This is a genomic window from Bacillus sp. NMTD17, from assembly GCF_002998735.1.
Lineage (GTDB): Bacteria > Bacillota > Bacilli > Bacillales > Bacillaceae > Bacillus.
Map to the genome: position 1 here is coordinate 254,419 of NZ_PVRH01000002.1, position 26,857 is coordinate 281,275.

Annotated in this window: 28 protein-coding genes and 1 riboswitch; all 28 genes read right to left on the reverse strand. The window is 43.6% G+C overall.

All coding sequences use genetic code 11. The features are described from left to right. Nucleotides 1-5: 5 nt before the first annotated feature. The 28 genes from cobA to C6347_RS06520 all read right to left on the reverse strand — a co-directional run bounded on the left by cobA (nucleotide 6) and on the right by C6347_RS06520 (nucleotide 26,797). Nucleotides 6-761 (reverse strand): uroporphyrinogen-III C-methyltransferase, encoded by a 756-nt coding sequence (gene cobA / locus C6347_RS06385; protein ID WP_034662468.1) that lies wholly within the window; start codon nucleotides 759-761, stop codon nucleotides 6-8. Nucleotides 762-790: 29 nt separating this feature from the next. Next, complete coding sequence (gene cysC / locus C6347_RS06390) at nucleotides 791-1,384, reverse strand: adenylyl-sulfate kinase (protein WP_034662471.1); 594 nt, start codon at nucleotides 1,382-1,384, stop codon at nucleotides 791-793. Nucleotides 1,385-1,398: 14 nt separating this feature from the next. Then, the gene (gene sat, locus C6347_RS06395) at nucleotides 1,399-2,535 is read right to left on the reverse strand and encodes a sulfate adenylyltransferase (protein WP_034662474.1); all 1,137 of its coding nucleotides are present in this window, start codon (nucleotides 2,533-2,535) and stop codon (nucleotides 1,399-1,401) included. Between the two features lie 57 nt (nucleotides 2,536-2,592). After that, nucleotides 2,593-3,657 (reverse strand): sulfate permease, encoded by a 1,065-nt coding sequence (locus C6347_RS06400; protein WP_060596214.1) that lies wholly within the window; start codon nucleotides 3,655-3,657, stop codon nucleotides 2,593-2,595. Nucleotides 3,658-3,670: 13 nt separating this feature from the next. Further along, complete coding sequence (locus C6347_RS06405) at nucleotides 3,671-4,372, reverse strand: phosphoadenylyl-sulfate reductase (protein WP_060596213.1); 702 nt, start codon at nucleotides 4,370-4,372, stop codon at nucleotides 3,671-3,673. 36 nt (nucleotides 4,373-4,408) lie between these two features. Continuing rightward, nucleotides 4,409-4,522, reverse strand: a complete 114-nt coding sequence (locus C6347_RS19625; RefSeq protein ID WP_223253264.1) for a DUF2292 domain-containing protein — start codon at nucleotides 4,520-4,522, stop codon at nucleotides 4,409-4,411. 103 nt (nucleotides 4,523-4,625) lie between these two features. After that, a riboswitch (SAM riboswitch) is annotated at nucleotides 4,626-4,728 on the reverse strand. A 139-nt stretch (nucleotides 4,729-4,867) separates the two neighbouring features. Further along, nucleotides 4,868-5,506 carry an orotate phosphoribosyltransferase gene (pyrE, locus tag C6347_RS06415; RefSeq protein ID WP_106047776.1) on the reverse strand — a complete coding sequence of 213 codons (639 nt, stop codon included), beginning with the start codon at nucleotides 5,504-5,506 and terminating at the stop codon, nucleotides 4,868-4,870. 7 nt (nucleotides 5,507-5,513) lie between these two features. Beyond that, nucleotides 5,514-6,218, reverse strand: coding sequence for an orotidine-5'-phosphate decarboxylase (pyrF, locus tag C6347_RS06420; protein WP_060596211.1), 705 nt, complete (start codon nucleotides 6,216-6,218; stop codon nucleotides 5,514-5,516). Next, entirely contained in the window at nucleotides 6,190-7,122 is a 933-nt protein-coding gene (locus C6347_RS06425) for a dihydroorotate dehydrogenase (RefSeq protein WP_106071523.1), read from the reverse strand. The genes pyrF and C6347_RS06425 overlap by 29 nt, the downstream gene beginning before the upstream one ends. After that, nucleotides 7,116-7,892: a dihydroorotate dehydrogenase electron transfer subunit gene (locus C6347_RS06430; RefSeq protein WP_060596209.1), complete on the reverse strand. Its 777-nt coding sequence runs from the start codon at nucleotides 7,890-7,892 to the stop codon at nucleotides 7,116-7,118. Before C6347_RS06430 ends, C6347_RS06425 begins: the two co-directional genes overlap by 7 nt. Further along, entirely contained in the window at nucleotides 7,889-11,104 is a 3,216-nt protein-coding gene (gene carB / locus C6347_RS06435) for a carbamoyl-phosphate synthase (glutamine-hydrolyzing) large subunit (RefSeq protein ID WP_106071524.1), read from the reverse strand. Before carB ends, C6347_RS06430 begins: the two co-directional genes overlap by 4 nt. Then, nucleotides 11,089-12,183: a carbamoyl phosphate synthase small subunit gene (locus C6347_RS06440; RefSeq protein WP_060596207.1), complete on the reverse strand. Its 1,095-nt coding sequence runs from the start codon at nucleotides 12,181-12,183 to the stop codon at nucleotides 11,089-11,091. The genes carB and C6347_RS06440 overlap by 16 nt, the downstream gene beginning before the upstream one ends. Then, nucleotides 12,180-13,466 carry a dihydroorotase gene (locus tag C6347_RS06445; protein WP_060596206.1) on the reverse strand — a complete coding sequence of 429 codons (1,287 nt, stop codon included), beginning with the start codon at nucleotides 13,464-13,466 and terminating at the stop codon, nucleotides 12,180-12,182. Before C6347_RS06445 ends, C6347_RS06440 begins: the two co-directional genes overlap by 4 nt. Beyond that, nucleotides 13,450-14,373 carry an aspartate carbamoyltransferase catalytic subunit gene (locus C6347_RS06450; RefSeq protein ID WP_060596205.1) on the reverse strand — a complete coding sequence of 308 codons (924 nt, stop codon included), beginning with the start codon at nucleotides 14,371-14,373 and terminating at the stop codon, nucleotides 13,450-13,452. Before C6347_RS06450 ends, C6347_RS06445 begins: the two co-directional genes overlap by 17 nt. Nucleotides 14,374-14,503: 130 nt before the next feature. Then, nucleotides 14,504-15,832 (reverse strand): solute carrier family 23 protein, encoded by a 1,329-nt coding sequence (locus C6347_RS06455; RefSeq protein ID WP_060596204.1) that lies wholly within the window; start codon nucleotides 15,830-15,832, stop codon nucleotides 14,504-14,506. A gap of 155 nt (nucleotides 15,833-15,987) precedes the next feature. Beyond that, nucleotides 15,988-16,530, reverse strand: coding sequence for a bifunctional pyr operon transcriptional regulator/uracil phosphoribosyltransferase PyrR (gene pyrR, locus C6347_RS06460; RefSeq protein ID WP_024424234.1), 543 nt, complete (start codon nucleotides 16,528-16,530; stop codon nucleotides 15,988-15,990). A gap of 170 nt (nucleotides 16,531-16,700) precedes the next feature. Next, on the reverse strand, nucleotides 16,701-17,615 hold the full coding sequence (locus C6347_RS06465) for an RluA family pseudouridine synthase (RefSeq protein WP_066030939.1): 915 nt from the start codon (nucleotides 17,613-17,615) through the stop codon (nucleotides 16,701-16,703). Beyond that, nucleotides 17,612-18,079, reverse strand: coding sequence for a signal peptidase II (gene lspA, locus C6347_RS06470; protein ID WP_012009890.1), 468 nt, complete (start codon nucleotides 18,077-18,079; stop codon nucleotides 17,612-17,614). The genes C6347_RS06465 and lspA overlap by 4 nt, the downstream gene beginning before the upstream one ends. Nucleotides 18,080-18,173: 94 nt before the next feature. Beyond that, complete coding sequence (locus C6347_RS06475; protein ID WP_060596201.1) at nucleotides 18,174-18,548, reverse strand: TraR/DksA family transcriptional regulator; 375 nt, start codon at nucleotides 18,546-18,548, stop codon at nucleotides 18,174-18,176. Between the two features lie 160 nt (nucleotides 18,549-18,708). After that, nucleotides 18,709-21,474 carry an isoleucine--tRNA ligase gene (ileS, locus tag C6347_RS06480; RefSeq protein WP_060596200.1) on the reverse strand — a complete coding sequence of 922 codons (2,766 nt, stop codon included), beginning with the start codon at nucleotides 21,472-21,474 and terminating at the stop codon, nucleotides 18,709-18,711. A gap of 355 nt (nucleotides 21,475-21,829) precedes the next feature. Next, nucleotides 21,830-22,324 (reverse strand): DivIVA domain-containing protein, encoded by a 495-nt coding sequence (locus tag C6347_RS06485; protein WP_003211323.1) that lies wholly within the window; start codon nucleotides 22,322-22,324, stop codon nucleotides 21,830-21,832. Between the two features lie 26 nt (nucleotides 22,325-22,350). Continuing rightward, complete coding sequence (locus tag C6347_RS06490) at nucleotides 22,351-23,127, reverse strand: YlmH family RNA-binding protein (RefSeq protein ID WP_034662515.1); 777 nt, start codon at nucleotides 23,125-23,127, stop codon at nucleotides 22,351-22,353. Nucleotides 23,128-23,180: 53 nt separating this feature from the next. Further along, nucleotides 23,181-23,462, reverse strand: a complete 282-nt coding sequence (locus C6347_RS06495) for a YggT family protein (RefSeq protein ID WP_060596198.1) — start codon at nucleotides 23,460-23,462, stop codon at nucleotides 23,181-23,183. Between the two features lie 6 nt (nucleotides 23,463-23,468). Then, nucleotides 23,469-23,927: a cell division protein SepF gene (locus tag C6347_RS06500; RefSeq protein WP_034662521.1), complete on the reverse strand. Its 459-nt coding sequence runs from the start codon at nucleotides 23,925-23,927 to the stop codon at nucleotides 23,469-23,471. A gap of 1 nt (nucleotide 23,928) precedes the next feature. Beyond that, the gene (locus tag C6347_RS06505; RefSeq protein ID WP_066031761.1) at nucleotides 23,929-24,618 is read right to left on the reverse strand and encodes a YggS family pyridoxal phosphate-dependent enzyme; all 690 of its coding nucleotides are present in this window, start codon (nucleotides 24,616-24,618) and stop codon (nucleotides 23,929-23,931) included. A 6-nt stretch (nucleotides 24,619-24,624) separates the two neighbouring features. Beyond that, nucleotides 24,625-25,464, reverse strand: coding sequence for a peptidoglycan editing factor PgeF (gene pgeF / locus C6347_RS06510; RefSeq protein WP_080869533.1), 840 nt, complete (start codon nucleotides 25,462-25,464; stop codon nucleotides 24,625-24,627). A gap of 237 nt (nucleotides 25,465-25,701) precedes the next feature. Next, nucleotides 25,702-25,938 (reverse strand): YlmC/YmxH family sporulation protein, encoded by a 237-nt coding sequence (locus tag C6347_RS06515; protein WP_008344958.1) that lies wholly within the window; start codon nucleotides 25,936-25,938, stop codon nucleotides 25,702-25,704. Between the two features lie 79 nt (nucleotides 25,939-26,017). Further along, nucleotides 26,018-26,797, reverse strand: a complete 780-nt coding sequence (locus tag C6347_RS06520; RefSeq protein ID WP_106036777.1) for an ABC transporter ATP-binding protein — start codon at nucleotides 26,795-26,797, stop codon at nucleotides 26,018-26,020. Between the last annotated feature and the right edge of the window lie 60 nt (nucleotides 26,798-26,857).

Sequence of the window (26,857 nt, forward strand, 5' to 3'; positions counted from 1 at the left end):
CATTCTCATTTCTCGATTAAGGCGGGTTCAAACCAGCTCAGTTTTTGGTGAAAATGAACGACATCTCCAACTACAATTAAACTTGGATGCTCGATGCCTTCTTTTTCAACTGTTTCAGACAGTGTCGCCACAGTGCAGCAAGTCGTCTTTTGCCTCGTCGTGGTTCCCCAGTGTATAAACGCTGCTGGCGTTTCAGGATCGCGTCCATTTTTTAAAAGAAGCTGCTGCACTCTTTTCACGTTTTTGACGCCCATGTAAATCACAAGGGTATCAATCCCTGTAGCCAGCGCTTCCCACTTTTCTTCAAAATGCTCATCCTTTTGATAGTGACCCGTGACAAAAGCGACATTTGAGCTGAATTCACGATGCGTCACGGGAATGCCTGCATAAGCGGCCGCTGCAATACCAGAGGTAATTCCAGGGACGACTTCATACGGAATTCCGTGCTCAGCTAAGCATTCGATTTCTTCACCGCCTCGGCCGAATACAAAGGGGTCGCCGCCTTTCAGCCGAACGACAACGTTCCCTTCCTTTGCATGGGCCACAAGGGCTTCATTGATGGCTTCCTGTCTCATCGTATGATGATTTGGCAGCTTGCCGCAATAGATTAATTCCGCCTCGGGTTTGGCGTGGGCGAGTATTTCTTGATTGACAAGGCGATCATATAAAATGACATCTGCCTGCTGTATTGCCTTATGGGCTTTTAATGTAATTAAGTCTGGATCCCCAGGTCCAGCCCCCACAATGTATACTTTCCCCATCGTGCTTTTCTCCCCCTGCCATCAGGCAATTATTTCGCTCTTCCCTTTACATAATCAACAAGACGCTGTTTGGACTCTTCACGAGATAATTCACCTGTATCTAGTACGAGCTCAGGCGCAGCTGGTTCTTCATACGGTGAATCAATTCCGGTAAAGAACGGAATTTCTCCATTTCTGGCTTTTTTATATAACCCCTTTGGATCACGCTCTTCGCATACGTTCAGATCACATTTCACAAACACTTCGTGAAATTCTCCCGCTTCAACTAACTGTCTGACAATGCGGCGGTCTTCTTGAAACGGAGAAATAAAAGCCGTGATGACAATCGTTCCTTGTTCAACAAATAACTTTGCCACTTCTCCGATGCGGCGAATGTTCTCTTTTCTGTCATCATCTGAAAACCCTAAATCTTTATTCAGTCCATGCCTTACATTATCGCCATCAAGAACGGTGACTTGATAGCCTTGTTCAAACAGCTCTCTGGCCGCTGCATTTGCGATCGTTGATTTACCTGACCCACTTAGACCCGTAAGCCAAATAATGCCGCTCGTATGATTGTTTTTCTGTTGATATTCTTTTTTTGTAATAGATGAATCATGCCACACGATATGTTCATTGCTCATGTCATACCCTCCCATTAAGATACCGTCGTTTTTAATCCTTCGATTAATGTTTCAATAACTTCTTTTCGGCTGAACGTGCTTGGCGGTAATTCACCGTTTCTCAGCATCGTTCGAACCTTTGTACCTGAAAGAATGACATGCTCGCTTTTATCGTGAGGACATGTTTTTGGTGTTGCCATTGCTTCACATGTATTACAGTAGAAGCTATGTTCAAATTTTAACGGGGTAATGCCAATTTCTTCACTTGTAAATTGTTCAAATAACTCCTGCGCCTCGTATGTGCCGTAATAATCACCAACACCCGCATGATCTCTTCCCACAATAAAATGAGTGCAGCCGTAATTTTTTCGAACAAGCGCGTGAAAGATTGCTTCCTTTGGTCCAGCATAACGCATTGCCGCAGGAAAAACACCTAAAAAGACGCGATCCTTTGGATAATAACCGTTCAATAACACTTGATAGCTTTTCATTCTCACGTCTGCCGGAATATCGTCTGATTTTGTTTCACCGACAAGTGGATTTAAAAACAAACCATCGACTGTTTCAAGTGCTGTCTTTTGAATATATTCATGGGCACGGTGAACAGGGTTTCTCGTTTGGAAACCAACAATGGTTTTCCAGCCGTTTTCTTTGAAATGCCGTCTTGTTTCTTCTGGCTCATACGTAAATTGAGGGAATGGTTTTTCACTGCGTTTCGTCAGTGTAATTTTACCACCAATGTATATGTCACCGCGTTCAAATAATTTTTTCACGCCTGGATGATTGCGGTCATCAGTTTTATATACATTCACCGCTTCTTTTTCCTTATCTGGTGTGTATTGATCCTCTACTTCAATCACCCCATATACAGTTCCATTATACGATAGACGCACAATATCACCTTGATGGATCTCCGCTGCCTTTTCCTTTGTCACTGGCAGTGTAATAGGAAGAGACCAAACAACACCACTTGCTAACCGCATACTGCTCACAACGGCTTCATAATCAGCTTTTGTTAAAAACCCTTCAATTGGACTATACCCGCCAATTGCTATGAGTTCAAGGTCTGCAAAGGAGATAGCATCTAGTTCAATTTCCTTTGCAGCCGTGCTGAGATCATACTCTTCATTTACTCGATTAATTAATACGCCACCATGTGGTGTTAAACTCATTTGTTCATCTTCCTCTCAATGTTCATATTTATTAGATGTAAATAGTCGGATTTGCCGTTAAATCCCGCCGCCCTGTTCATGAATCGAGCTGCTTTCATTTTTGACTGCCTTCATCAGACTCAGCGCACCAAGTGAGGCAAGCAGTACACTCATCATGATAAAGATAGAATAATAGTCTCCTTTTAAGAAAAGGCTCACCAGCAAATACGATAGGCTAAGTGATAAAAAGGGTGACACTACCCACACTTTCAACATTTTTTTCACCACATGTTTATGAAAAATATTTGGTCCGCCTTTTGCCATTCCAAGCCCAATGATAGACGAGGAGGTGATTTGGGTAAGTGGAACTGGCAGCCCAAAAATAGAGCTGACGATGACAAGTCCAGCACCGGTACTCGAAAGCAAAATCCCTTCACCTGTTTGATAGCGGGTGATTTTCTTTCCGTTTGTTTCAAGCACTCTTTTTCCTAATAAAAGGGCACCCAGTGCAACGAAAAGTCCGCCGTAAAGCGTTCCTTGCCCAACGGATAAAATGCCTGAAGCAACAAGGGGGCCTACAGCATTTGCGACATTGTTCATCCCAGCAGAAAACGCTTCTAGAAATCCACTGATGATCAAAACGATCGATAAAATCATGGTGCCTTTTTTTGACAAAGTTCGTTTCGGGAACATTCTGATGATTTTGACTACAACGAATGTAAAAAGAAAAGCAACAATAGGAATGATGACCCAAAATGACACAATGACTAAAATGGATTTCACATATAATACTTTATATGCGACCGCGACTCCAACCACAGCTCCTACCGTAACCTCACTCGTTGATAAAGGGATGGCCATCAGATTCGCTATAAAGAGTGATAATGCAGCAGAACCAATAATAATACAAACAATTTCAAGTGTAATGACGGATTCAGGCATAATTCCAGAGCTAATCGTTTTGACGACCTCACCGCCGCCAATGACTGAACCTGCTAAAATCCCAACTGCACATACGCTAAGTGCATAGATAGGCTTTTGAATAGCACCTGACCCGTACGCGATGCCCATCGAAGCAGCTGCACCACTCGCGCCAATGTTTAGAGCGAAAAATAAACTAAATAAAATTGCGGCGATTTCCATACATTATGCTCCCTTACTCATGTAATCCGCACTCAGTCTTAGCTGTGCCTGACCATCTGCCAGAACGAAGATCCTCGGCAGTAAATGCCGGCTGTGTACACGGGGCACAACCGATACTTGGATATCCCTGATCATGCAGCGGATTATAAGTAAGTTCCTCTCTAGATGCATATCTCCATATGTCCTTCCACGTCCAGTGGATAAGAGGACATACTTTCACTGATTTGAATTTTTCATCCTGATTTAAAAAGTTCGTCCCTGCTCGCTTGGGTGACTGCTCTCTTCTTAAGCCAGAAAGCCATGCCGGATAGCCGGATAGCGCTTCTTGCAAAGGAATGACCTTACGCATATAGCAGCAGCTTTGAGGGTCCGTTTTCCATAGCTGATCACCATGCTGCTCGTTTTGCTCCTCAACCGTCAGCTCAGGGGTTTTCAGCACAATATCTAAACCTGGGTATCTTTCCTTTACCGCATCAATTGTGTCGTACGTTTCCTTAAAATGCAGACCTGTATCTAAAAAGACAATTCTTGCATCCTTTTTTACTTTCGCAATAAGATCAATGAGGACGATGCCTTCAATACCAAAGCTGCATGCATAAACGAGCTGATCACCATAATGACCGTATGCCCATTTCAGCACAGATAAGGCCCCTTTATACAAATCATCCTCTTGAAATGTAATGGACGGCTCTTGCCAATTTTCATAAGTTAACATTGTTTCTCCCCTTCCGGAGTATCACTACTCTCCGCACTACGTCAACCGACTTTTTCTGTTTTCTTCCACTTGAATCACTTGACCGTCCTGAACAATCAGCGTAACTGAACCGAATTCATATCCCCAATCAGTTTCTGCATATGCTTCAATAAGTCTTCATCCTGATTTCGCTTCACTTCCATCTCGTCTTCCTCCTCACCGTTAAAATAAAAAAACTTCCTTTCAGTCCGAAAGAAAGATGAGGAAGCTCATTTCCTTATCTTTCAAAATAGAATCATTTTGCAGGAAGTAGCACCTTGCAAATCGCAGGTTGCCGGGCTTCATCGGGCCAGTCCCTCCACCTCTCTGGATAAGTGTTTTAATTTGTCTTAAATATTAACACAATTCAAACAAAAGTCAACCCGACTTTATTGATAGGATTAGTTTTTATTTGAATTTGAGTCTATTTTACTATTTTTAACCAAATAAAAAAGCTGTGCGGGTACGCACAGCTTTTTAGACGGTTTCTTCCATCCAAGATTCAGAGGAAGGATCTTGTCTCCAGCGTTTTAGTTTATTCATAGCAGAAGGCTCGATCGCTTTCAGCTCAAGTGCCACGTCTGTCAGTGTGTCATAGTCTGTTAGGGTGACATATGGAATGTTTTTCTCTTGAAAAGCAGCTGCAGCTTTTGGCAGTCCGTATGTGAAGATCGCGGCAACTCCTAGTACGTCACAGCCCGCTTCTTGAAGAGCAGCGACCACTTCAAGCACACTGCCTCCTGTTGAAATCAAGTCTTCTACGACGACCACCTTTTGACCTTTTGATACGGCTCCTTCAATTTGATTCCCTTTTCCATGTGCTTTTGGCTTACTTCTCACATAACACATCGGCACGTTCAGACGGTCTGCCGCTAATGCCGCATGCGGGATGCCTGCTGTTGCAGTACCAGCAACAACCTCCGCTCTTTCAAAATGAGTGAGGATCAACTCTTTAAGACCTTCAGCAATGTCGTGTCTTACTTCTGGGTAGGACAAGGTAAGACGGTTGTCACAATAGATCGGTGATTTGATACCGCTTGCCCATGTAAACGGTTCGTCTGGTTTTAATGAGACCGCTTTGATTTGTAATAGGTGTTTAGCGATTTTTGTTTTCATCTGGCAGTCACTCCCACTCTTTTAAAATTTGATGATAGGCTTCCAATGGTTTTTCAGCTTTTGTGATTGACCTTCCGACAACAATTTGTGAAACACCTTGCTCTTTTGCATAGGCAGGAGTCGCCACACGCTTTTGGTCATCGGTTTGATCATTTTGTAAGCGAATCCCCGGCGTGACAGTGAGAAAGGCAGGTGAGATGTGCTCATGAAGGGCTTTGGATTCATGAACAGAGCAAACAACACCGTCTAGTCCACTTTCATATGCCAATTGCCCGTACCGGATGACAGTCTCTTGCAGCGGACGGTCTATGAGTAATTCGTTCCTCATCATGTCTTCTGACGTACTCGTCAGCTGTGTCACTGCAATAATGCCTGGACGTTTTTGTCCAGCAGGCGTCCCGCTTTCAAGCCCTTCTAACGCAGCTTGCATCATATGTTTCCCGCCAGCAGCATGCACATTGACCAAATCAACACCAAGTGCGGCAAGCCGGTTCATTGCTTTTTGCACCGTTGTTGGAATGTCATGTAATTTGAGATCGAGGAAAATGCGGCAATTTTTTTCTTTGAGCTCGTCAAGGATAGCAGGTCCTTCTTGGTAAAACAGCTCCATGCCGACCTTCACAAATAATGGCGTCCCTTCAAAGGGTTCTAAAAAGGCGAGCGCTTCCTGCGCTACCGGAAAATCAAGCGCGATGATGGGCAAGTGCTTCATGTTTCCAGCTCCTTCCGATACATTCCTCTACAGATGAATAGCCATATGCTGCTAACACTCTTGGCAGTTCTTCAATGATTTCTGGGCAAATAAATGGGTTTACAAAATTGGCTGTGCCAACAGCTACTGCACTTGCACCTGCTAGTAAAAATTCAAGTACGTCTTCAGCATTTTGTACCCCGCCCATTCCAATAATCGGAATAGAAACCGCTTGACTGACCTCATGTACCATGCGCACAGCGACAGGTTTTACTGCCGGTCCTGATAATCCGCCTGTTTTATTGGCAAGAATCGGTTTCCCCGTTTTTAAATCTAAACGCATACCGATTAACGTGTTAATCATCGTGAGTCCATCCGCTCCAGCAGATTCAATCGCTTGAGCAATCTCCACAATATTGGCTACGTTAGGAGACAGTTTGACATAGACAGGAACGGAAGAAACGTCCTTCACCGCTTTTGTCAATGCTGCTGCCATTTGAGGATCTGTACCAAAGGCAATTCCGCCTGTTTTGACATTCGGGCACGAGATATTCAGTTCAAGGGCATGGACATTTTTTGCTTGGCTGATTTGCTTGGCTACTTCGACATAATCATCGACCTGTGAGCCAGCGACGTTTGCAATGATCGGTGTATCAAACTGCTCAAGCCAAGGCAATTCATTTTCCAGCACGCCTTTTAGGCCTGGATTTTGAAGACCGATTGTATTGAGCATACCGGCACCTGTCTCCGCTACCCTTGGTGTCGGATTGCCAAATCTCGGTTCAAGGGTTGTGGCCTTGATCATGATACCGCCCAGCACTGATAAGTCATATAATGAAGCAAATTCCCTTCCGAATCCAAAGCAGCCTGATGCAGGGATAATCGGATTCTTTAAAGATAAGCCGGGTAACTCAACGTTTAGCATGACAATGCCACCTCCTCTGCTTTAAATACAGGTCCATCCAGACAGACTTTGACGTAAGGTTTTTCGTGCTGGTCGGTATGACAGACACATGCAAAGCAAGCACCAATTCCGCAGCCCATTCGTTCTTCCATTGAAATATAGACAGGCTTATCGGGATAAGAGTCTTTTAGTGCTTTTAACATAGGTGTCGGTCCGCAGGAAAGCATGACATCAAAGCTCAAATCATTCTCTTCAATGACACCTGTCACGAAGCCCTTTGAACCATATGTCCCATCAACTGTCGCGATAAACGTATCTCCGAGTGCTTGGAATTTCTCCTCGTAAAATACATCCTTTTTCGATTGAAAGCCAAGGACATGCTTGACGATGACACCTTTTTTCGTTAAACGCTTGGACAGTTCATATAAAGGCGGTACACCAATTCCACCGCCGACTAGTAAGGCTGTCTGACCTGGCTGAACAACTGAAGGATCGTACCCGTTGCCAAGCGGTCCTAATACATCGATGGATTCCCCATCCCGCTTTTGGGAAAGGAGCTTTGTGCCCTCTCCCTCTGCGCGGTAGATGATGGTTGCTTCTTGTTTCTCGGCATGAATATTGGCAATACTGATCGGTCTTCTCAGCAGCGGTGTCATGGACTCGCTGACCTTGATATGAAGAAATTGTCCAGCCGTTTGAAAGGAGTCCACAAGGTCACCTTTTAATGTCATTTCGTAAATATGATCAGCGATCTCTCGGTTTGAGACGACCGTCAAGTATGCTTTTTTCATATCGTTACTGTCACCTCAGCATTCGTTTTCACTTCTGGCATTTCGTCCGCTCTAAATGTCATGCTTTCCAGCACTCTTAAAATGGCTTCTGCTGTATCTAGCGATGTTAAGCAAGCTACGCCATTTTCAACAGCTTCACGTCTGATTCTAAAGCCGTCTCTTGCCGGCTGTTTTCCTTTTGTTAGAGTGTTGATGACAAATTGAGCTTCCCCGTTTCGAATGACATCGAGAAGGTTTTTGCCTTCTTCTCCTATCTTGCCGACAACACTTGACGGGATGGAGGCTTGTTTTAAGTAATTCGCCGTTCCTTCTGTCGCTAAAATATGATAGCCGATCGAATGGAATCTTCTTGCAATCTCAAGTCCTTCTTCTTTATCCTTATCAGCAACTGTTAGAAGAACTGTTCCGTCTTTAGGAATTTGAATGCCCGATGCAATTAATCCTTTGTAGAGGGCTTTTTCAATTGTGACATCTTTCCCCATGACCTCACCTGTAGATTTCATTTCAGGCCCGAGTGTAATATCCACTCTTCTTAGTTTTGCAAAAGAGAAGACTGGAACTTTGACGTACACCCCTTCTTGCTCTGTGTGAAGTCCTTCTTCGTAGCCATAGTTTTTAAGCTTGTCACCTAAAATGACTTTTGTCGCTAGATTTGCCATCGGGATGCCTGTAATTTTACTTAAGAAAGGAACTGTCCGGCTTGAACGAGGATTCACTTCAAGTACGTACACTTCACCTTTCGAGAGAACAAATTGAATGTTTAGCAGCCCAATAATATTGAGGCCTTTTGCAAGCTTGATCGTGTATTCTGCGATCTTCGCTTTGATCTCATCAGACAATGTTTGCGGCGGGTAAACCGCAATCGAGTCACCGGAGTGGACCCCGGCTCTTTCAATATGTTCCATAATGCCTGGGATCACGACAGTTTCCCCATCAGATACGGCATCTACTTCAATTTCTTTTCCCGTCAAATATTTGTCAATTAACACTGGGTGCTGCGGATTGACTCTCACCGCATTCTCCATGTAGTGAAGAAGCTCTTCTTCTTGATAAACGATTTCCATCGCACGACCGCCTAATACATAGGAAGGACGGACAAGGACTGGGTAGCCGATCTGATTGGCAATCGCTACAGCTTCAGGCACAGACGTAGCTGTTTTCCCTTTAGGCTGCGGCACGCCGAGTGCTTCTAATGTTTGTTCAAACTTGTCTCGGTTTTCGGCGCGGTCTAGGTCTTCAAGAGAAGTGCCGAGAATCTTCACCCCTCTATTTGATAATTCATCTGCTAGGTTGATCGCCGTTTGTCCGCCGAACTGGACGACGACTCCTTCAGGCTGCTCAAGATCAATGATGTGCATCACATCTTCTACAGTGAGTGGTTCAAAGTAGAGCTTATCTGAAATACTAAAGTCTGTTGAGACCGTTTCAGGGTTGTTGTTAATAATGATTGCTTCATAGCCTGCTTGTTTAATTGCCCACACAGAATGAACCGTCGCATAATCAAATTCAACTCCTTGACCGATTCTGATAGGACCTGAGCCTAATACGATGACGCTTTTCTTGTCTGTGCGTTCTGATTCATTTTCATCTTCATACGTGCTATAGAAATATGGCGTCTCGGATTCAAATTCAGCCGCACAAGTATCTACCATTTTGTAGACAGGTACGATGCCTGCTTCTTGTCTTAGCTTGTAGACATCCGCTTCATTCATATTCCACTCACGGCTAATATAGATGTCTGAGAAACCTTTATCTTTCGCATCTTTTAATACGTCTGTATTGCCTTTGTTTTCTTTTAATGTCTTTTCAAATGCGATGATGCCTTCCAGCTTATGAAGGAAGAAGTAATCAATTTTTGAGAATTCATGTATTTGTTCAACCGTATAGCCTCTTCTAAGCGCCTCGGCCATATAGAATAATCGTTCGTCTCCCGCCTTGATAATCCGCTTTTCAAGCACTTCGTTTGTGATATCTGCTTCATCTTTTAATTCAATGTGATGCACATCAGCTTCAAGTGAACGGACAGCCTTTAGAAGGGACTCTTCTAATGTACGTCCGATCGCCATCACTTCACCAGTTGCTTTCATTTGCGTCCCAAGACGTCTGTTAGCAGATTCGAATTTATCAAACGGCCAGCGCGGGATTTTAGACACAATATAGTCAAGTGCCGGTTCGAAGGCAGCATAGGTTTTCCCTGTGACTGGATTCATCATTTCATCAAGCGTTAAGCCGACAGCAATTTTCGCTGCAAGTTTGGCAATTGGATAACCAGTTGCTTTCGACGCAAGTGCAGAAGAACGACTGACGCGCGGGTTTACTTCGATGATATAGTATTGAAAGCTGTCTGGGTCAATCGCCAGCTGTACGTTACAGCCGCCTTCAATGCCAAGTGCCCGGATCAGCTTGAGCGACACATTGCGAAGCAGCTGATATTCACGGTCACTTAATGTTTGGCTTGGCGCCACAACGATACTGTCACCTGTGTGGATACCGACAGGATCAAAGTTTTCCATGTTACAAACAACGATCGCATGATCACCGCTATCACGCATGACTTCATATTCAATTTCTTTAAAACCTGCAATGCTTTTTTCAAGTAAGCATTGTGTGACTGGGCTTAACTTCAGGCCGTTTTCGACGATTTCCTTCAGCTCTTGCTCGTTTGTACAAATTCCGCCGCCTGTTCCGCCTAATGTATAAGCTGGTCTCACAATGACAGGGAAACCGATTTGATTCGTAAACGCTATCGCTTCTTCAAGGTTATGGATGATTTCACTTTCTGGTACAGGCTCATTTAGTTCATTCATCAGATTACGGAATAAATCTCTGTCCTCTGCTTTTTGAATAGCTGACAGCTTTGTTCCTAATACTTCAACACCGCATTCAGCTAATACGCCAAGGTCTGATAATTCAACAGCAAGGTTAAGTCCAGTTTGTCCGCCAAGTGTTGGCAAGATCGCATCAGGACGTTCTTTTCGAATGATTCGTGTTAAGAATTCTGGTGTCAGTGGTTCGATGTATACCTTATCGGCCATTTCTGTATCTGTCATGATGGTCGCTGGATTGGAATTCACAAGAACGACTTCATAGCCCTCTTCTTTCAGTGCTAAGCAAGCCTGTGTGCCTGCATAGTCAAACTCCGCTGCCTGTCCGATGATGATTGGACCTGAACCGATGACTAAAATCTTTTTGATGTCTACGCGTTTTGGCATACTTCTTCCCCTTCTTTCTCAGTTGTATGAATCATGTCCATGAACTGGTCGAATAAGTAGTTCGCATCTTCTGGACCTGGTGACGCTTCTGGGTGGTACTGGACAGTGAATGCTGGTGCTTCTTTATGTTTTAACCCTTCAATCGTATTGTCGTTTAGGGCGATATGTGTGACTTCGAGCACGTCCTCGTTAATTGCACTAACTGTGTAGCCGTGGTTTTGAGATGTCAGTGTCACCTTGCCGGTGGCTAGTTCTTTGACTGGGTGATTCGAGCCTCTGTGTCCGAATTTCATTTTTTCAGTACTTGCGCCGCACGCAAGAGCGAATAATTGATGTCCAAGGCAAATGCCAAAGAGCGGAACCTTTCCAATCAATTGCTGAATCATCTCGACTGCTTCTGGTACATCAACAGGGTCTCCAGGGCCGTTTGAAAGCATGATCCCATCAGGCTTTAACTGCAGCACTTCATCTGCCGTGATATTGTACGGCACCACGATGACATCACAGTCACGTTTATTGAGCTCGCGCAAAATGCCATGCTTCATGCCGAAATCGACAAGGACAATTCTCTTTCCTCTTCCCGGGCTTGGATACGCATTTTTCACAGATACTTGACTCACTTGATCAGTCGGCAGCTGCATTGTTTGAAGGCGGCGGACTAAGTCTTCCACTTGTTCATCCGGTCCTGCAAACGCCCCTCTTAAAGTCCCTGCACTTCGAATCATTCTCGTCAGCTTCCGTGTATCGATTCCGCTAAGACCTGGAATGTTTTTCATTTTTAAGTATTCATCTAGTGAGTATGAAGAGCGCCAGTTTGAGGGCTTTTCACAAAGCTCCTTCACAATCAGCCCTTTTACAAACGGTGTGATCGATTCAAAATCATCACGGTTAATGCCATAGTTGCCGATGAGCGGATAAGTGAGTGTGACAATTTGTCCGCAGTATGATGGATCAGACAAAATTTCTTGATAGCCCGTCATCCCTGTATTAAAGACGACTTCTCCGACTGACGATTCTAAGCTGCCAAAGCCTGTTCCTTCGAATACTGTTCCGTTTTCTAGCACTAAGCGTCTCTTCATTTTACTAGTCTCCCCTCTTCATACACGACTTTCCCAGATGCAAGTGTCATGACCGGCCATCCTGATACAGTCAATTTGTCAAACGGTGTATTTTGCCCTTTTGATAAGAAGCTTTTTTTATCGATTGCCATTTCTTTGTTTAAATCAATGAGTGTGATATCAGCTGTTTGTCCTTCTTCCAGCTTTCCATATGGAAGAGAGAAGGCTTCTGCTGGCTTGATTGTCATATAATCAACGAGTTCTTTTAATGTCCATTCGCCTGTTTTGACAAATCGTGTATACAGAAGCGGGAACGCTGTTTCAAGCCCGACAATTCCAAAAGGTGCACGCTGCATCGTTTCGTTCTTTTCTTCTTCAGTATGCGGCGCATGGTCTGTTGCGATGAAATCAATCGTTCCATCTAAAAGTCCCTCGATCAGTGCCTCGCGATCCTCTTTTCCTCTGAGCGGCGGGTTCATTTTATAGTTTGTATCAAGACCAGGGATGTCCGCATCACATAACAGCAGGTGATGCGGTGACACCTCAGCTGTCACACGGATGCCTGCTTTTTTTGCATCGCGAACGACTCGCACAGATTCTTTCGTACTGATATGACATACATGATAATGGCAGTTCGCTGCTTCTGCTAAAAGAACATCTCTTGCAATATGCACCGATTCACAAATGGACGGTATACCGTTTAATTCATTTGCTTTTGAAAATTCTCCTTCATGAACGCATCCTCCGTAAATGAGCGAGTTATCTTCACAGTGTGCCACAATCGCTTGATCAAGACTTGCTGCCTTTTTCATGGCTTCGTACATCATGCCTGCTGTTTGGATGCCGACTCCGTCATCTGTAAAAGCGAAGGCGCCTGCTTCTTTTAGTGCTGCAAAGTCCGTCATTTCTTCCCCAATCTGTCTAGTTGTAATGGAGGCGTATGGCAGTACTCTGACAGAAGAGGTCTCTTCGATTCGATCCATGAGCCATTCCATTTGCTCTTTTGTATCTGGAACTGGGCGTGTATTCGGCATAGCTGCAATCGTCGTATAGCCGCCTCTTGCGGCTGCTTTAGAGCCTGTTTCAATCGTTTCCTTTTTCTCTCCGCCTGGCTCTCTTAAATGTACATGCAGATCAATCAAGCCTGGTGAAACAAATAGCCCTTTAGCATCAATGACCTCTTCTCCGTCTTCTCTTTCTAAGTGACCAATCGCTTGAATCACTTCTCCTTCTACCCTAATATCCTGCTGCACTTTTTCGCCTGTGCTTGTTAAGATAAAACCGTTTTTAATGAGATATGACATAGACAGAATCTCTCCCTTTTTGATGTAGTCTGCTATTTTGAAAAGCTCTTTTTAATACGGCCATTCGGACATAAACGCCATTTTCCATTTGCTTGAAAATTCGTGACTGCTTTGATTCCACTAAAGAATCATCTATCTCCACACCTCTGTTCACTGGTGCTGGATGCATAATAATGGCTCGTTCTTTCATGTTGTTTGCCCTGTCTACTGTTAATCCATAAGTCGATAAGTAATCTTCACTGCCCATTTTTTCAGCATGTCGTTCATGCTGAATTCTGAGCAGCATCACCACATCAGATTGTGTGATGGCTTCATCTACTTGGACATACGTTCCGTGAGGGTTTTGCTCATCTTGGAAGGAAGCAGGCCCTGAAAAAAGGACTGTTGCTCCCAGCCTTGAAAGAACCTCAGCATTCGACCTTGCCACCCTGCTGTGTTTGATGTCTCCATGAATCGAAATCGTTAAGCCCTCAAAGCCGTCAAACTCTTCATAGATGGTCATTAGGTCGAGCAGTGATTGGGTCGGATGCTGCCCGCAGCCATCTCCAGCATTGATGATGGGAATCCCAACCTTCCCGATCAGCTCATTGTAATATTCATCGGTGCTGTCTCTGATCACACATGCTTTCACGCCGATGGATTCGAGCGTTTTTACCGTATCGTAAAGTGTTTCGCCCTTTTGAACGGAGGTGCTTGCTGCATCTAAGCTCAGTACATTCATCCCCAGTTTCTTTTCGGCAACTTCGAAGCTAAATCGTGTTCTTGTGCTTGGTTCAAAGAAGAGGTTTGCTACAAATTCTCCCGCTAAGCCAAGTTCTTGCTTCCCCTTTTTGAGAGCCGCTGCTTCTTCAATCAGCTGTAAAATCTCTTCTTTAGACAAGCTGCTCATTGTCGATAGATCATTCATTTTTTCTTCCCCCTCTAGTTTTTCATCACTTTCAGGTTCAAAAAAACCCTAAGCCTCGGCAGCTTAGGGTTCTCCAAAAGAAGCAGCGGCACTTTCGTGCATTCTGCTCATTTTAGAACCCTTGTCAGCCTCACTGGACTTCTTTTAAAAGGTTTTCTGTATTCGATTCATTTGACTCGTCATCCTCCGCTTTTTGCTGCGGCAGGATCAGGTTTAACAGGACACCCGTGATGGCAGCAAGTGCCATTCCAGATAGTGTGAGGTTGATTTGTTTCACCTCAATGAATGCCCCGCCAATTCCAATGACTAAGATGACTGATGCGATAATGAGATTACGCTTTTCTTCAAAATTCACTTTATGATCAATCAGGATTCTCAGACCGCTTGAGGCAATGATCCCAAAGAGCAGGAACGAAACGCCTCCCATGACCGCGGACGGCACTGTACTGATTAATGCTGAAATTTTTCCGACAAAGCCGAAGCAGATCGCAAAGACTGCTGCTCCGCCGATGACGAAGATACTGAACACTCTTGTGATGGCAAGGACCCCGATGTTCTCTCCATACGTTGTTGTTGGCGGTCCGCCAATGAGTGAAGCGAAGATCGTCGCTGCACTGTCTCCTAAAATGGAGCGGTGAAGACCAGGTTTTTTAATAAAATCTTGCCCTACAACTTTACTTAACACCACTTGATGGCCGATGTGCTCAGACATTGTCACAAAGGCAACCGGCACCATCACTGTGAGAATGCTTAAAGTCACAGCAGGTGTGTAGTCGACAAATGGTACGACGAAGTCTGGTACAGCAAACCATTTCGCGTCAATGACCGGCTGGAAGTTCACAATGCCTTGTGTTAAAGCAAAGAGATAGCCGCTAATAATTCCGATTAATACTGGGATCAAGCTTAGGAATCCTCTTAGGAAGATCATGCTGATAATCGTGACAGCCAGTGTGAAGCCGGCGACCATTAGGTGCTTAAGGCTGTAAACAAGCTCGGTTGCATTCGGATCAACATACATCGCCATGTTGACAGCTGTTCCAGCGAGTCCGAGTCCGATGACCATAATGACTGGCCCTACGACGACCGGCGGCAGAAGTTTCATCAGCCAGCCTGTGCCGAGCCATTTAATAAATAGTGCAATGAGTGCATAAGCGACACCCGCCATGAAGGCACCAACCATTGCGGCTCCAGGGCCGCCTGTTGCTTTGACATTCAGTATGGGGGCGATAAAGGCAAAGGACGATCCAAGATATGCCGGAATTTGTCCTCTTGTAATGATTAAGTAAACAATGGTTCCAACACCACTTGAGATGAGCGCGACGGCCGGACTCATATCAATGATTTTTGGTACAAGAATGGTCGCACCAAACATGGCAAACAAATGCTGAAGGCTAAGTGACAGCCATGTGAACGGTTTTGGGATATCTCGAATGCCTAAATTGGCTTTTTGCTGACTCATGATTTTCCTCCTAGATGTGTCCTTTTTCATTAAAAAAGCCTCTTTGCGAGTATGCGCAAAGAGGCCTAGAAAAACCGTACACGTCACTTAAGCCGTGTGCTCGGTGTCTCTGTTATTGCCCTCTTTGCAAACTCTCTGGAATGCATTTAAAAAGGTTATTTTTCATATATAGCGACAAGGTCGTTTTGATCTACTTCATTCAGCTGAACCATGACGGTCTCTGCTTTTGATGTCGGAATGTTCTTCCCGATATAATCCGCTCGAATCGGAAGCTCCCGGTGTCCCCGGTCGACGAGAACAGCAAGCTGAATGGAAGATGGTCTTCCTACATCCACAAGGGCATCCATGGCCGCTCTGACGGTTCTGCCTGTAAACAGGACATCGTCAACGACGATCAGTGTTTTGTCATTAATGTCAGCTGGGATGTCTGCACCCTTTACAAGCGGGTCTTGGTTGTCTGTCTTTTTTGTCAGGTCATCACGGTATAGCGTAATATCAAGTTCACCCACTGTGACTGGATTTCCTTCAATTTGCTCGATGCGCTCTGCAAGGCGCTTTGCAAGATGAATGCCTCTTGTCTTGATCCCCGCAAGGATGACATCTTTCATCCCTTTATTGCGCTCAATCATTTCATGTGCAATTCGGGTAAGCGCTCGTCTGATCGCTTGTTCATCAAGAATGACTGCTTTTTGTTCCATCTTTTACACCTCTTTTTGACAAATAAAAAGCCCCTTCTGCAAAGGGCAGAGAGGGGCGTTCATTTGTGCATACACGTGCACAAATTGATCCGTTATCCTTCTCAGCCTCTCTGGACTGTTTTAAAGAATCTTCATTTCTTCGTTTATTATTTCAAAAAAAGAACTGCCTGTCAATCGTTATTTCTTAATGAATCGATAAAAGCTTGCATATCAGCAGGAATCGGTGCTGTGAACTCGATATATTCTCCTGTTCTAGGATGATCAAATCCTAGAACACCTGCATGAAGCAGCTGTCCATTAAAATCGACTGTCTTTCTCGGTCCATATTTCGGATCTCCTGCAAGCGGATAGCCGATATATTTCATATGAACACGAATTTGGTGTGTTCTTCCTGTTTCAAGACGGCACTCCACAACCGTGAAGTCCTGAAAGCGTTCAATCACATCAAAGTGAGTGACTGCTTGTTTTGCACTTTCTTTTGTAACCGTCATGCTTTGGCGGTCTTTTTTGTCTCTGCCAATTGGGGCATCAATTGTGCCTGTATCATGCTGGATAATTCCATGTACAACGGCCGTATATTTTCTTGTGACGGTCTTAGCCACGAGCTGATTGACGAGTGATTCATGCGCCATATCGTTTTTCGCGACCATTAACAGTCCAGACGTGTCTTTATCAATTCGGTGGACAATTCCAGGACGCATCACACCATTAATGCCTGATAAGTCCGTGCAATGTGCCATCAGTCCATTTACAAGTGTTCCAGAGACGTGACCTGGCGCTGGATGAACAACCATTCCTCGTGGTTTATTCACCACTAGCACATCTGCATCCTCATAATAAATATCAAGATCCATTGGTTCTGCTTCTACATCTAGTACTTCTGGGTCTGGAATCTCGACTTTAATCTCATCTCCAGCTTGTACTTTGTAATTGGCTTTCACTTGTTTCCCGTTTACTTCGATCAGCCCATCCTTTACCCACTGCTGGACTTGGGTTCTTGACCATTCTGGTTCTGTCGTGCTTAGAAATTTATCAAGCCGTTCACTCGTTTGATCTTCTGAAACGGCAATATTTACTTGATTCATGTAGTTGACTCCTTCGTTTTCTTTCCATCTAAAAGCATTTGAATGAAGAGCAGAATAACCCCTACACATAGAGAAGAATCTGCAATATTAAAAATTGGGTAGTGATAATTCCCAAAGACGAAATGAGCAAAATCTACCACTTCCTGACGGAAAACGCGGTCGATAAAGTTTCCAATCGCTCCGCCAAGCATTAAGGCCAGCGCTACTCCAAGCAGCTTGTCCTTTTGCCCATGCTTTTGCAAATAATAAACAATTCCCGCAATAACAACGAGTGTGATCACATAGAAAAACCACATTTGTCCTTGGAGAATTCCCCATGCGGCTCCTGAATTTCGGTGAGACGTGATATAAAAGAAGCCATCAATCACTGGATAAGAATCTCCGAGCATCATATTTTTGACAATGAGCCATTTTGTTAATTGATCTAAACAAATCATCACGAATGCGATTATGTAATAGAACACACACGTTCCTCCATCTTCATACTTTGATCTTTAAGCATTTTATCAAGAAAACAGGAAGGAGTAAAGAAACTTTAGTTGACAGACAAAAACCTCCCTACATGTGGAAGGCTTCAAAATGAGAATCATCTGATTCGTGAGGATAAGGAGTGAAGGCTTTTTTCTCGTATTGCTTATGATATAGAAAGTCGTCAGCCGTGCGGGCGGTAGGAAGAATACTCATTTGTTCAAGCGGAATGACCTCACCTGTCGCCTCACATATACCATAGGTTCCCTGCTCAATTTTTGCAATAGCAAGAGACACATCTTGCAGCTCTTCTTTGATGTGATAAAGAAGCGTGGTCGTTTGGACCTCGTTCATTGTGACATGCTCAGCGGGTGAACGAAATGATGCGTATTCAAACAGTTTAGATTGCAGCTCTTCTTTCATTTGAAGGAGTTCCGTGTAAATCGTCTCTAGATCGCCATTCATGTCGCTATTTCAACTCCTGCCCTGTCGTGATAATCATATTGTTGCCCCGGCTGCTCACTTTAAAGCCATAAGATTTTTCCTTTCGTTCTAAACGCTGTCATTTTCGCAAAAAAGAAAACGCCCCGCATATGGCGGGGCGCTAGTTGGTCATATCACACTGTTAATTCTGGTAATATTTTTCCACGATTTCAGCATTTTTCAGTGACAATGTTGGGTATTTCGGATTTGCACCAACATCTTTTGAAATAATGCGGGAACGTTCGCACAGTTCTCCTTCTGCTTTTTGAACCAGAATCCGTCCTGATGTGTATCCAGGTGCTGATGCGTCAGCATTTTGCTCATCTTCTACCGTTAATTCAGAGATGATAAAGAGCTGCTTCACATCTTCTTTAATGGATGCAAGAAGATTTTTCACTTCTTCTGTCGCATAAAGAGTCACATTTGCTTCAAGTGAACGTCCGATGACTTTCTCATTACGCGCAATTTCGAGCGCTTTTAGCACATCGTCACGCACTTCCATAAAGCGGTCAAACTTCACTTCTGTCGCTTCCGCTTGAGGAACAGTCACACCTTCTGGCATATCTGTTAACTGAACACTTGGCTCTTCAACAAAGCTTAAGTGGCTCCATAATTCATCTGCTGTATGCGGAAGAATTGGTGCAGTCAGCTTCACTAATGCCATTAATGTTTCGTAGAAGACCGTTTGCATGCTGCGGCGGTCTGGATGATCTGCATGCTCAATGTACACGACATCCTTTGCAAAATCGAGATAGAAAGAGCTTAGCTCAATCGTACAGAAATTGTGAATCGCATGATATACGACCGCAAATTCGTAATCATCATAGGCCTTTTTCACTTTATCAATCAATTTGTTTAATTTGATCAAGATATATTGATCCACTTCGCGAAGCTCTTCTACCGGCACCGCATTGACTGCTGGGTTAAAGTCAAATAGGTTTCCATGCAGGAATCGGAACGTGTTACGGATTTTACGATAGACCTCTGCTACTTGTTTCAAGATATCATCAGACACTGGGTGATCGGCTTGATAGTTGACAGAAGATACCCAAAGTCTAAGAATCTCCGCCCCAAGCTGCTTCGCTACCTTTGTTGGGTCAATCGTATTGCCTAATGATTTACTCATCTTGCGTCCTTCTTTATCAAGCGTAAAGCCGTGGCTTAGAACACCTTTATACGGTGCTTTTCCAGTAACAGCAACTGCTGTTGATAAGGAAGAGTTAAACCAGCCGCGATATTGGTCAGAGCCTTCAAGGTAGAGGTCTGCCGGACGGACAAGGTCATCTCTTTCTTCTAAAACGGCCTGGTGAGAAGAACCTGAATCAAACCATACATCCATGATGTCCTGCTCTTTTGTGAATTCACCGTTCGGGCTTCCTGGATGTGTAAAGCCTTCTGGCAATAGTTCTTTCGCTTCTTTTTCAAACCAAATATTAGAGCCATGTTCTCTAAATAATTGAGAGACATGCTGAATCGTTTCATCTGTGATGATCGGCTCGCCATTTTCCGCATAAAAGACCGGAATTGGAACGCCCCATACACGCTGTCTTGAAATGCACCAGTCGCCTCTGTCTCGCACCATGTTGAATAGGCGTGTTTCGCCCCATGCTGGAACCCATTTCGTTTCTTTAATATTGTCTAATAGCGCTTCTCTGAAGTCTTTAATCGATGCAAACCACTGAGCTGTCGCACGATAAATGGTTGGTTTTTTCGTTCTCCAGTCATGCGGGTAAGAGTGCGTGATAAAGTCGAGCTTTTTCAGTGCGCCTTTTGCTTCAAGCTGTTCTGTGATCGCTTTATTGGCATCCTCGTAGAATAATCCTTCAAAACCAGGCGCTTCTTCTGTCATCACACCTTTTTCGTCTACTGGACATAGCACATCAAGACCGTATTTCATACTGACAATAAAGTCATCTTCCCCGTGACCTGGTGCTGTATGAACACAGCCTGTTCCTGCATCCGTTGTCACGTGGTCGCCAAGCATCACAAGAGAGTCTCTGCCATAGATCGGATGCTCTGCAACGATGGTATCTAATTCTTTTCCTTTTAATGTTTTCACGACTTCATACTCTTCAAAGCCAAGTGTTTTTGCCACTTGTTCAACTAACTCAGATGCGACAACATATCGCTCAGCACCCACTTGAAGAACGCTGTACTCTAGGTTTGGATGAACACAAATCCCAAGGTTTGCAGGAAGTGTCCAAGGGGTTGTTGTCCAGATGATGAATTGTTCGCCGTTTTCAAGTACGCCTTTGCCATCTTTCACTTTAAATGAAACGTAAATGGATGGTGAACGTTTGTCTTTATATTCAATTTCCGCTTCAGCAAGTGCTGACTCACTTGAAGGAGACCAGTTAACAGGCTTTAGCCCTTTGTAAATATAGCCTCTCTTCGCCATTTCTCCAAAGACAAGAATTTGCTGCGCTTCGTACTCAGGCTTTAACGTGACATATGGATTGTCCCAGTCTGCTCTTACGCCTAATCGCTTAAATTGATTGCGCTGACCCTCGATTTGCTTCCAAGCATACTCTTCACATAATTTACGGAATTCAGCTGTCGACATTTCTTTACGTTTGACTTTTTTATTTTTAGTGAGTGCTGTTTCAATTGGCAAGCCGTGTGTATCCCAGCCCGGTACGTACGGTGCGTGGAACCCATTCATTGATTTAAAACGGACAATAAAATCTTTTAGGATTTTATTGAGTGCGTGCCCCATATGAATGTCACCATTCGCATATGGAGGTCCATCATGCAAAATAAAGGTCGGGCGTCCTTTTGTCCGCTCTAAAACCATTTGATAGATGTCTTTTTCTGCCCACTCCTCTTGGATTTCAGGCTCTTTGTTCGGCAAGTTCCCTCTCATTGGGAATTCTGTTTTCGGCATTAATAAGGTGTCTTTGTAGTTCATACCCATTCCTCCATATGCAAATTCTGATTAAAAAACAATAAAAAAAGCCCTCTCATCCCATAAGGGACGAGAAGGCTTGTCTCGCGGTACCACCCTTTTAGACAGCGCTATGAAACAGCCGCTTATCCACTCTAAAATCGTAACGTGATCAGACGCCTTTTCTTACTCATTCATTTCAGAAAAGGAACTAAAGGGGTGATCTCATTGCAGCGTCTCGTAATGTCAGGCTTCCACCATCCCTGATTCGCTTTATTACGCATATGACAACTGCGAGTGTCCCTTTCAAACGTTTATCTCTTGTTAATTTATGATGGTATTATATGCAACATGTGCACGTCATGTCAAGATGACGCGCTTATTCTTTTTCGTCAAAGACAGCGTCAACTTCATATTCCAGTAAATGATCCCAATCGTCATTTTTTAGAAGATCAAGCTGAGCTTCGATGAGCATTTGGAAACGAGTTCTAAAGACCTTCGACTGTTTCTTCAGCTCTTCGATTTCCATCGCAATCTTTCTTGATTTTGATAGCGCTTCGTTGATAATACGATCTGCATTTTTCTCTGCTTCACGAATAATCAATTTCGCTTCTTTATCAGAATGACGTTTGACGTCTTCTGCTGCTTCCTGCGCCACAAGTATTGATTTGTTTAATGTCTCTTCAATTGTCGCAAAATGACCAAGTCTTTCGTCAAGTTCGTTTACTTTTTCTTCAAGTTCGTTCTTTTTGCGAAGCACGATTTCGTAATCTTTACGTACTTGGCTTAAAAACTCGTTTACTTCATCTTCGTCATAGCCGCGAAAGCTTTTTGTGAACGTTTTATTATGAATATCATTAGGTGTTAATGGCAACCTCGCCACCTCCAGATTCAAGTTCGTTATGTCAGAAGCTCAAATGTTACTTTAAATTTATCTTTTTTGGTCTTCCCATCAATCGTTTTCAAGCTAAAGCGGCCAAATCCCCGTACAGAGAGCTGATCGCCTTCGCCGATTGTAAAGGAAGGGTCCTCAGTGACTTTCCAATTAACTTTGACAAGCCCATTTTTGACCAAAAGCTGTGCCTTTTGCCGAGACTGACGGCTGATTGCAGCACATACCGCATCAAGCCGCAGTGAAGAAATGGTATCTTCTTTGATGTCAGTCTTGCTCATAACCGGCTTTAAATCTGCCTGCGTGATTTCCTCTAATGAAACGGAGGCTCTGCCGACATGTGTCAGCTGCGCCCGCACAAAATCGGCGACATCACTTGTACAAATAAACTGCACATCTTCCTCTGAAAATAACAGATCTCCGAATTTTTGACGCTTCAAGCCTGTCCCAATCAGTGAACCGAGAAGCTTCGGGTGTTCTAACGAAATAAACTTTTTCGCATAGTTCACCTGAAAATAAGACAGCTCAACATCCTGAGTAGCCGGTTCTAAATATTCAGGATAAATGAGAGCTCTTTTGCGCTCCGCTCCTTCATACCCGCCAAAAAACATGATCCCAAGCTCATCAGCATGCTGGATGACGGACTCGGTAATAAACTGCTCACGCGGATCAAGAAAGTCTGTTAATTTCATTCGATACTGGTCGAGTGCGATTTTTTTCCAGCCTAACACTTGGTCGACAAATGGCTGTTCGTCTTTTCTAAAATGTTGATAAATATCGCTCATTTTGTTCCCCTCTTATGTAAAAGAGCCTGGCAGCGCCAAGCCCGGCAGCCTGTCTACATGAAGCGTACAATCATATTGTAAAGACCAGTTAGTCCATATGATGATGCAAAACGAATCACAAGCAATGCCACAATTGGCGAGATGTCAATCATGCCAATTGGCGGAATAATTTTACGAAATGGTTCTAAATACGGTTCGCAAATATTTGTCAGAAAACGCCCAATCGATGTTTCTCTTGCAGATGGCACCCATGACATAAAGATGTAAATAATAATCGCGAATGAGTAAATCGTTAATACCGTTCCTAAAATATTAAAAATGAAATTTAGAATCACTATGATTTACCACCTCTGAGGTTCTTCCTCTGTCAAAAGTTCTGATATTGTGCCAGATACATCCACATTATCAGGTGTGCAGAGGAATATATTCGAGCCAATGCGCTGGATGTCTCCACCGATTGCATAAACAGTTCCGCTTAAGAAATCAATGATTCGCTTTGCTTGATCGTGCTGAATGCGCTGCAAATTCACGACGACTGCACGTCTGTTTTTAATATGGTCTGCAATCTCTTGCGCTTCTGCATAAACACGCGGCTCACTTAACACCACTTTAGAGGATTTCTGCAAGCTTTGCAAGCTGACGACATTTTGTTTTCCAGTCTGCGGACGCTCTTGAAATGCCGCTTTGTCCTTTGTTCCTTTTTCTTCTTGGACTGGTTCTCTTTCTTCATCAATATATTCGTACTCATACTCTTCATCGTCGAGAGTGAAAAAGCTTTTAAACTTATTTTTTATGCTCATGTCACGCACCTCCTGTTTCATTTCCAACAAGTGAAGAGCCAATCCGAACGAATGTCGCACCTTCTTCAATTGCGATTTCAAAATCATTTGACATGCCCATCGATAAATGCTGACAAGGTGCATTTACTTGGTTAAGATGTTTTACTTCTTCTTGAAGATTTTTTAATGTTTGAAAGCAGTTTCGTATCACAGTGTGATCATCTGTAAATGGAGCCATCGTCATCAGTCCAGCAATTTCAATCTTTTTGAAATCAGCGAGCTGCTTCACAAATGGAATCACGTCTTCACTTTGTAAGCCGTGTTTTGACTCCTCCAGCGATGTGTTTACCTGTACAAAACAGCGAACCGTGTGATCCGCTCTTTTTTCAATTTCATTCGCAAGAGACATCCTGTCGAGCGAATGTAAGTAGTCAATTGTTTGAATGACAGATTTTACTTTTCGTGTTTGTAAACTGCCGATGAAGTGCCAGCTAATGCTTTCATCGGTTATGGCCGCTTGTTTTTCAAGTAACCCTTGGTCACGATTTTCTCCAAAGTGCAAAATTCCTGCTTCCTTGGCTTCTTGTGCTCGCTCAATCGAGACATACTTTGTGACAGCGACGACCGATACATCCGCTGGGTTCCGGCCGGCTCTTTTACATGCTTCGTTTATTTGTTCATTTATTTGTCTGAGATTCTCTCGTACATTCAATTGCACTTATGCCTCCTTAAACCCGACAAAAGACATCATACGTCCTGTTTTCCCTTGATCACGGCGGTGTGAGAAGAAAAGCTGATCACTGCAGCTTGTGCACATCGAACTGACATGTATGTTTTCTTCTTTCATCCCTGCATGAAGCAATACGTTTTTGTTTAATGTTTTTAAGTCTAATTTATATTGTCCTTGTGAAATCTCGGAATACACATCCTCTGTTGAAAAAGGAAGCTGTTTCACTTGATCCATGACCACGTCATCGACTATGTAGCAGCAGCTGCCAATGGATGGTCCAATGACGACTTGTATTTGATCGGTCTTGGCACCTTCTTGGTTGACCCATAGATCTACCATCTTTGCACCAATTTGCTTGACGGTTCCTTTCCATCCGGCATGGGCTGTTCCGATGAGTCCATTTTGCGGAGCTAGAAAATAAAGCGGAACGCAATCGGCGAAACAAAGAGCGAGCATCATGTTCGGTTCAGACGTATATAAGCCGTCTGTTCCAGGCAGTGCCTCATGATAATGAAGACTTCCTCTTCCTCTTTGCTCCTTGGTGACTTTCTTGATGCGGTCATCGTGTGTTTGGTCTGCAAACACCCAATCAGAGAGCGGCACAGCAGTAGCATCTGCTATGACTTGACGATTCATTTGGACACTAGAAGCATCATCTCCTACATGGAGTCCAGTGTTCAATGATTGATATGGAGAAAGGCTGAAGCCGCCATTTTTTGTCGTAAATCCGGCCAATACCTCTTTACCAGAACATGTCATGTTCGTCCAATCATGAATGGTCATTGCATAAGGTGATTTCTGCTGAAAGGGGTCATATTTGTGTGTCAAAGCTGCCCTCCCACCTTTCATTCATCTCTCTTTATTTCGCTCCTATTTTACCACAAGACATGCGTAGACAGTTAGTGGGATTCATTAAATATTACACTCAAATGTGCCCTTTCTACAGGTTTTTTTTCAAATTGATATGAAAACGTAATCTTTTTACCCGAAAAAGACATTGTTTGCTAAGAATGGAGAGCTTATTTTAAGGATCATTGAATAATTCATTGAGGAGTTATACGAATTTTAAGAAGACAATCGGACAAGTATCACATCTTCGCCAATTTTTACTATATTTCGCCACGGCACAATCATTTCCTCTTCTTTTCCGAAAAATCCCATCATTTTACCTGTGCCGCCGATAATGATCGCTTGTATTTTACCGCTCGTGACATTAATATCAATGTCCCCAATGGTGCCTAGTTTTTTTCCGCTCGACACATCGACGACATCCTTGATTTGGAATTCAGAAATACTGATCATCTGTCCTTCCCCGCCTTTCGTTTTCTACTATAATATGTATGATGGAAAAGCAGGGATACAGACCAATAGTTTCTTTCATCTACAATTTACTTAAGTGAGGACGGCCATTTCTCCACATCACATCTACCGGACATTCAAAGAAGGAAGAAAGCAAATCGCTTGTCATCATCTCTTTTGTTTCTCCTTGATCAAAAACAGTCCCATCTTTTAATAATAAGGTGTGCTGAAAAACAGGCAAAATCTCTTCTGCATGATGGGTCGTATAAAGTAAAGTAGGCGCATCAGGCTTTGAAGCAATGAATGAGATGGTCTCCAGCACCTGTTCTCTTGCTAAAAAATCAAGACCCGTCACAGGCTCATCTAAAATCAAGAGCTTGGGATCATTCATTAAAGCCCTCGCAATCAGGACTTTTTGCTTTTCTCCTTGTGAGAGTGTTTCATATGTCCGGTTCGCATATTTGAATGAACCAAATGCTTTTAATAGATCAATGGCTTTCTCTCTTATCTCATCTGTCGGGGTTTCATAAAGCCCGATCGAAGCAAATGCTCCGCTGAGAACTATTTCAAATGCATTGTCGTCTCTGTGCAGTTTCTTTTCAAGTCCCGCAGAAATGAGGCCAATTTTCTTCCTGAGCTTTTCGCCAAGCGCCTCCTTGCCAAAGACATGTCCCAGCACGGTCATCTCACCTGATGTAGGGAAATAATATGAGCAGAGCATATTTAATAAAGCGGTTTTTCCCGCACCATTTAAACCGTAAAGCACCCAGTGCTCCTCTTTGTTCACCTGCCAGTCAACAGATTGCAGCAGCCATTTCCCATTTCGTTTTAAAGAAACATCCTTCAATTCAAGTGACACCATCATTTCCCCCTGAGTAAAAATTCTGAATAAACAAATAATGAATGTTTACAGCATATCGCA

Coding starts and splice junctions, on each gene's coding strand:
- C6347_RS06430 (WP_060596209.1), bottom strand. CDS start 7,892: ATGAAAAAAGCATACTTGACGGTCGTCTCAAACCGAGAGATCGCTGAT.
- cobA (WP_034662468.1), bottom strand. CDS start 761: ATGGGGAAAGTATACATTGTGGGGGCTGGACCTGGGGATCCAGACTTA.
- C6347_RS06445 (WP_060596206.1), bottom strand. CDS start 13,466: ATGTCATATCTCATTAAAAACGGTTTTATCTTAACAAGCACAGGCGAA.
- C6347_RS06500 (WP_034662521.1), bottom strand. CDS start 23,927: ATGAGCATAAAAAATAAGTTTAAAAGCTTTTTCACTCTCGACGATGAA.
- C6347_RS06520 (WP_106036777.1), bottom strand. CDS start 26,797: ATGGTGTCACTTGAATTGAAGGATGTTTCTTTAAAACGAAATGGGAAA.
- C6347_RS06450 (WP_060596205.1), bottom strand. CDS start 14,373: ATGAATGATCTATCGACAATGAGCAGCTTGTCTAAAGAAGAGATTTTA.
- carB (WP_106071524.1), bottom strand. CDS start 11,104: ATGCCAAAACGCGTAGACATCAAAAAGATTTTAGTCATCGGTTCAGGT.
- ileS (WP_060596200.1), bottom strand. CDS start 21,474: ATGAACTACAAAGACACCTTATTAATGCCGAAAACAGAATTCCCAATG.
- C6347_RS06405 (WP_060596213.1), bottom strand. CDS start 4,372: ATGTTAACTTATGAAAATTGGCAAGAGCCGTCCATTACATTTCAAGAG.
- cysC (WP_034662471.1), bottom strand. CDS start 1,384: ATGAGCAATGAACATATCGTGTGGCATGATTCATCTATTACAAAAAAA.
- C6347_RS06465 (WP_066030939.1), bottom strand. CDS start 17,615: ATGAATCAAGTAAATATTGCCGTTTCAGAAGATCAAACGAGTGAACGG.
- C6347_RS06440 (WP_060596207.1), bottom strand. CDS start 12,183: ATGAAGAGACGCTTAGTGCTAGAAAACGGAACAGTATTCGAAGGAACA.
- pyrF (WP_060596211.1), bottom strand. CDS start 6,218: ATGAAGCACTTGCCCATCATCGCGCTTGATTTTCCGGTAGCGCAGGAA.
- C6347_RS06400 (WP_060596214.1), bottom strand. CDS start 3,657: ATGGAAATCGCCGCAATTTTATTTAGTTTATTTTTCGCTCTAAACATT.
- pyrE (WP_106047776.1), bottom strand. CDS start 5,506: ATGAAAACAAAAATCGCTAAACACCTATTACAAATCAAAGCGGTCTCA.
- sat (WP_034662474.1), bottom strand. CDS start 2,535: ATGAGTTTAACACCACATGGTGGCGTATTAATTAATCGAGTAAATGAA.
- C6347_RS06475 (WP_060596201.1), bottom strand. CDS start 18,548: ATGAATGGCGATCTAGAGACGATTTACACGGAACTCCTTCAAATGAAA.
- C6347_RS06515 (WP_008344958.1), bottom strand. CDS start 25,938: ATGATCAGTATTTCTGAATTCCAAATCAAGGATGTCGTCGATGTGTCG.
- C6347_RS06455 (WP_060596204.1), bottom strand. CDS start 15,832: ATGAGTCAGCAAAAAGCCAATTTAGGCATTCGAGATATCCCAAAACCG.
- C6347_RS06425 (WP_106071523.1), bottom strand. CDS start 7,122: ATGCTAAACGTTGAGTTACCCGGCTTATCTTTAAAGAATCCGATTATC.
- pyrR (WP_024424234.1), bottom strand. CDS start 16,530: ATGGAACAAAAAGCAGTCATTCTTGATGAACAAGCGATCAGACGAGCG.
- C6347_RS06490 (WP_034662515.1), bottom strand. CDS start 23,127: ATGAGCGATATTTATCAACATTTTAGAAAAGACGAACAGCCATTTGTC.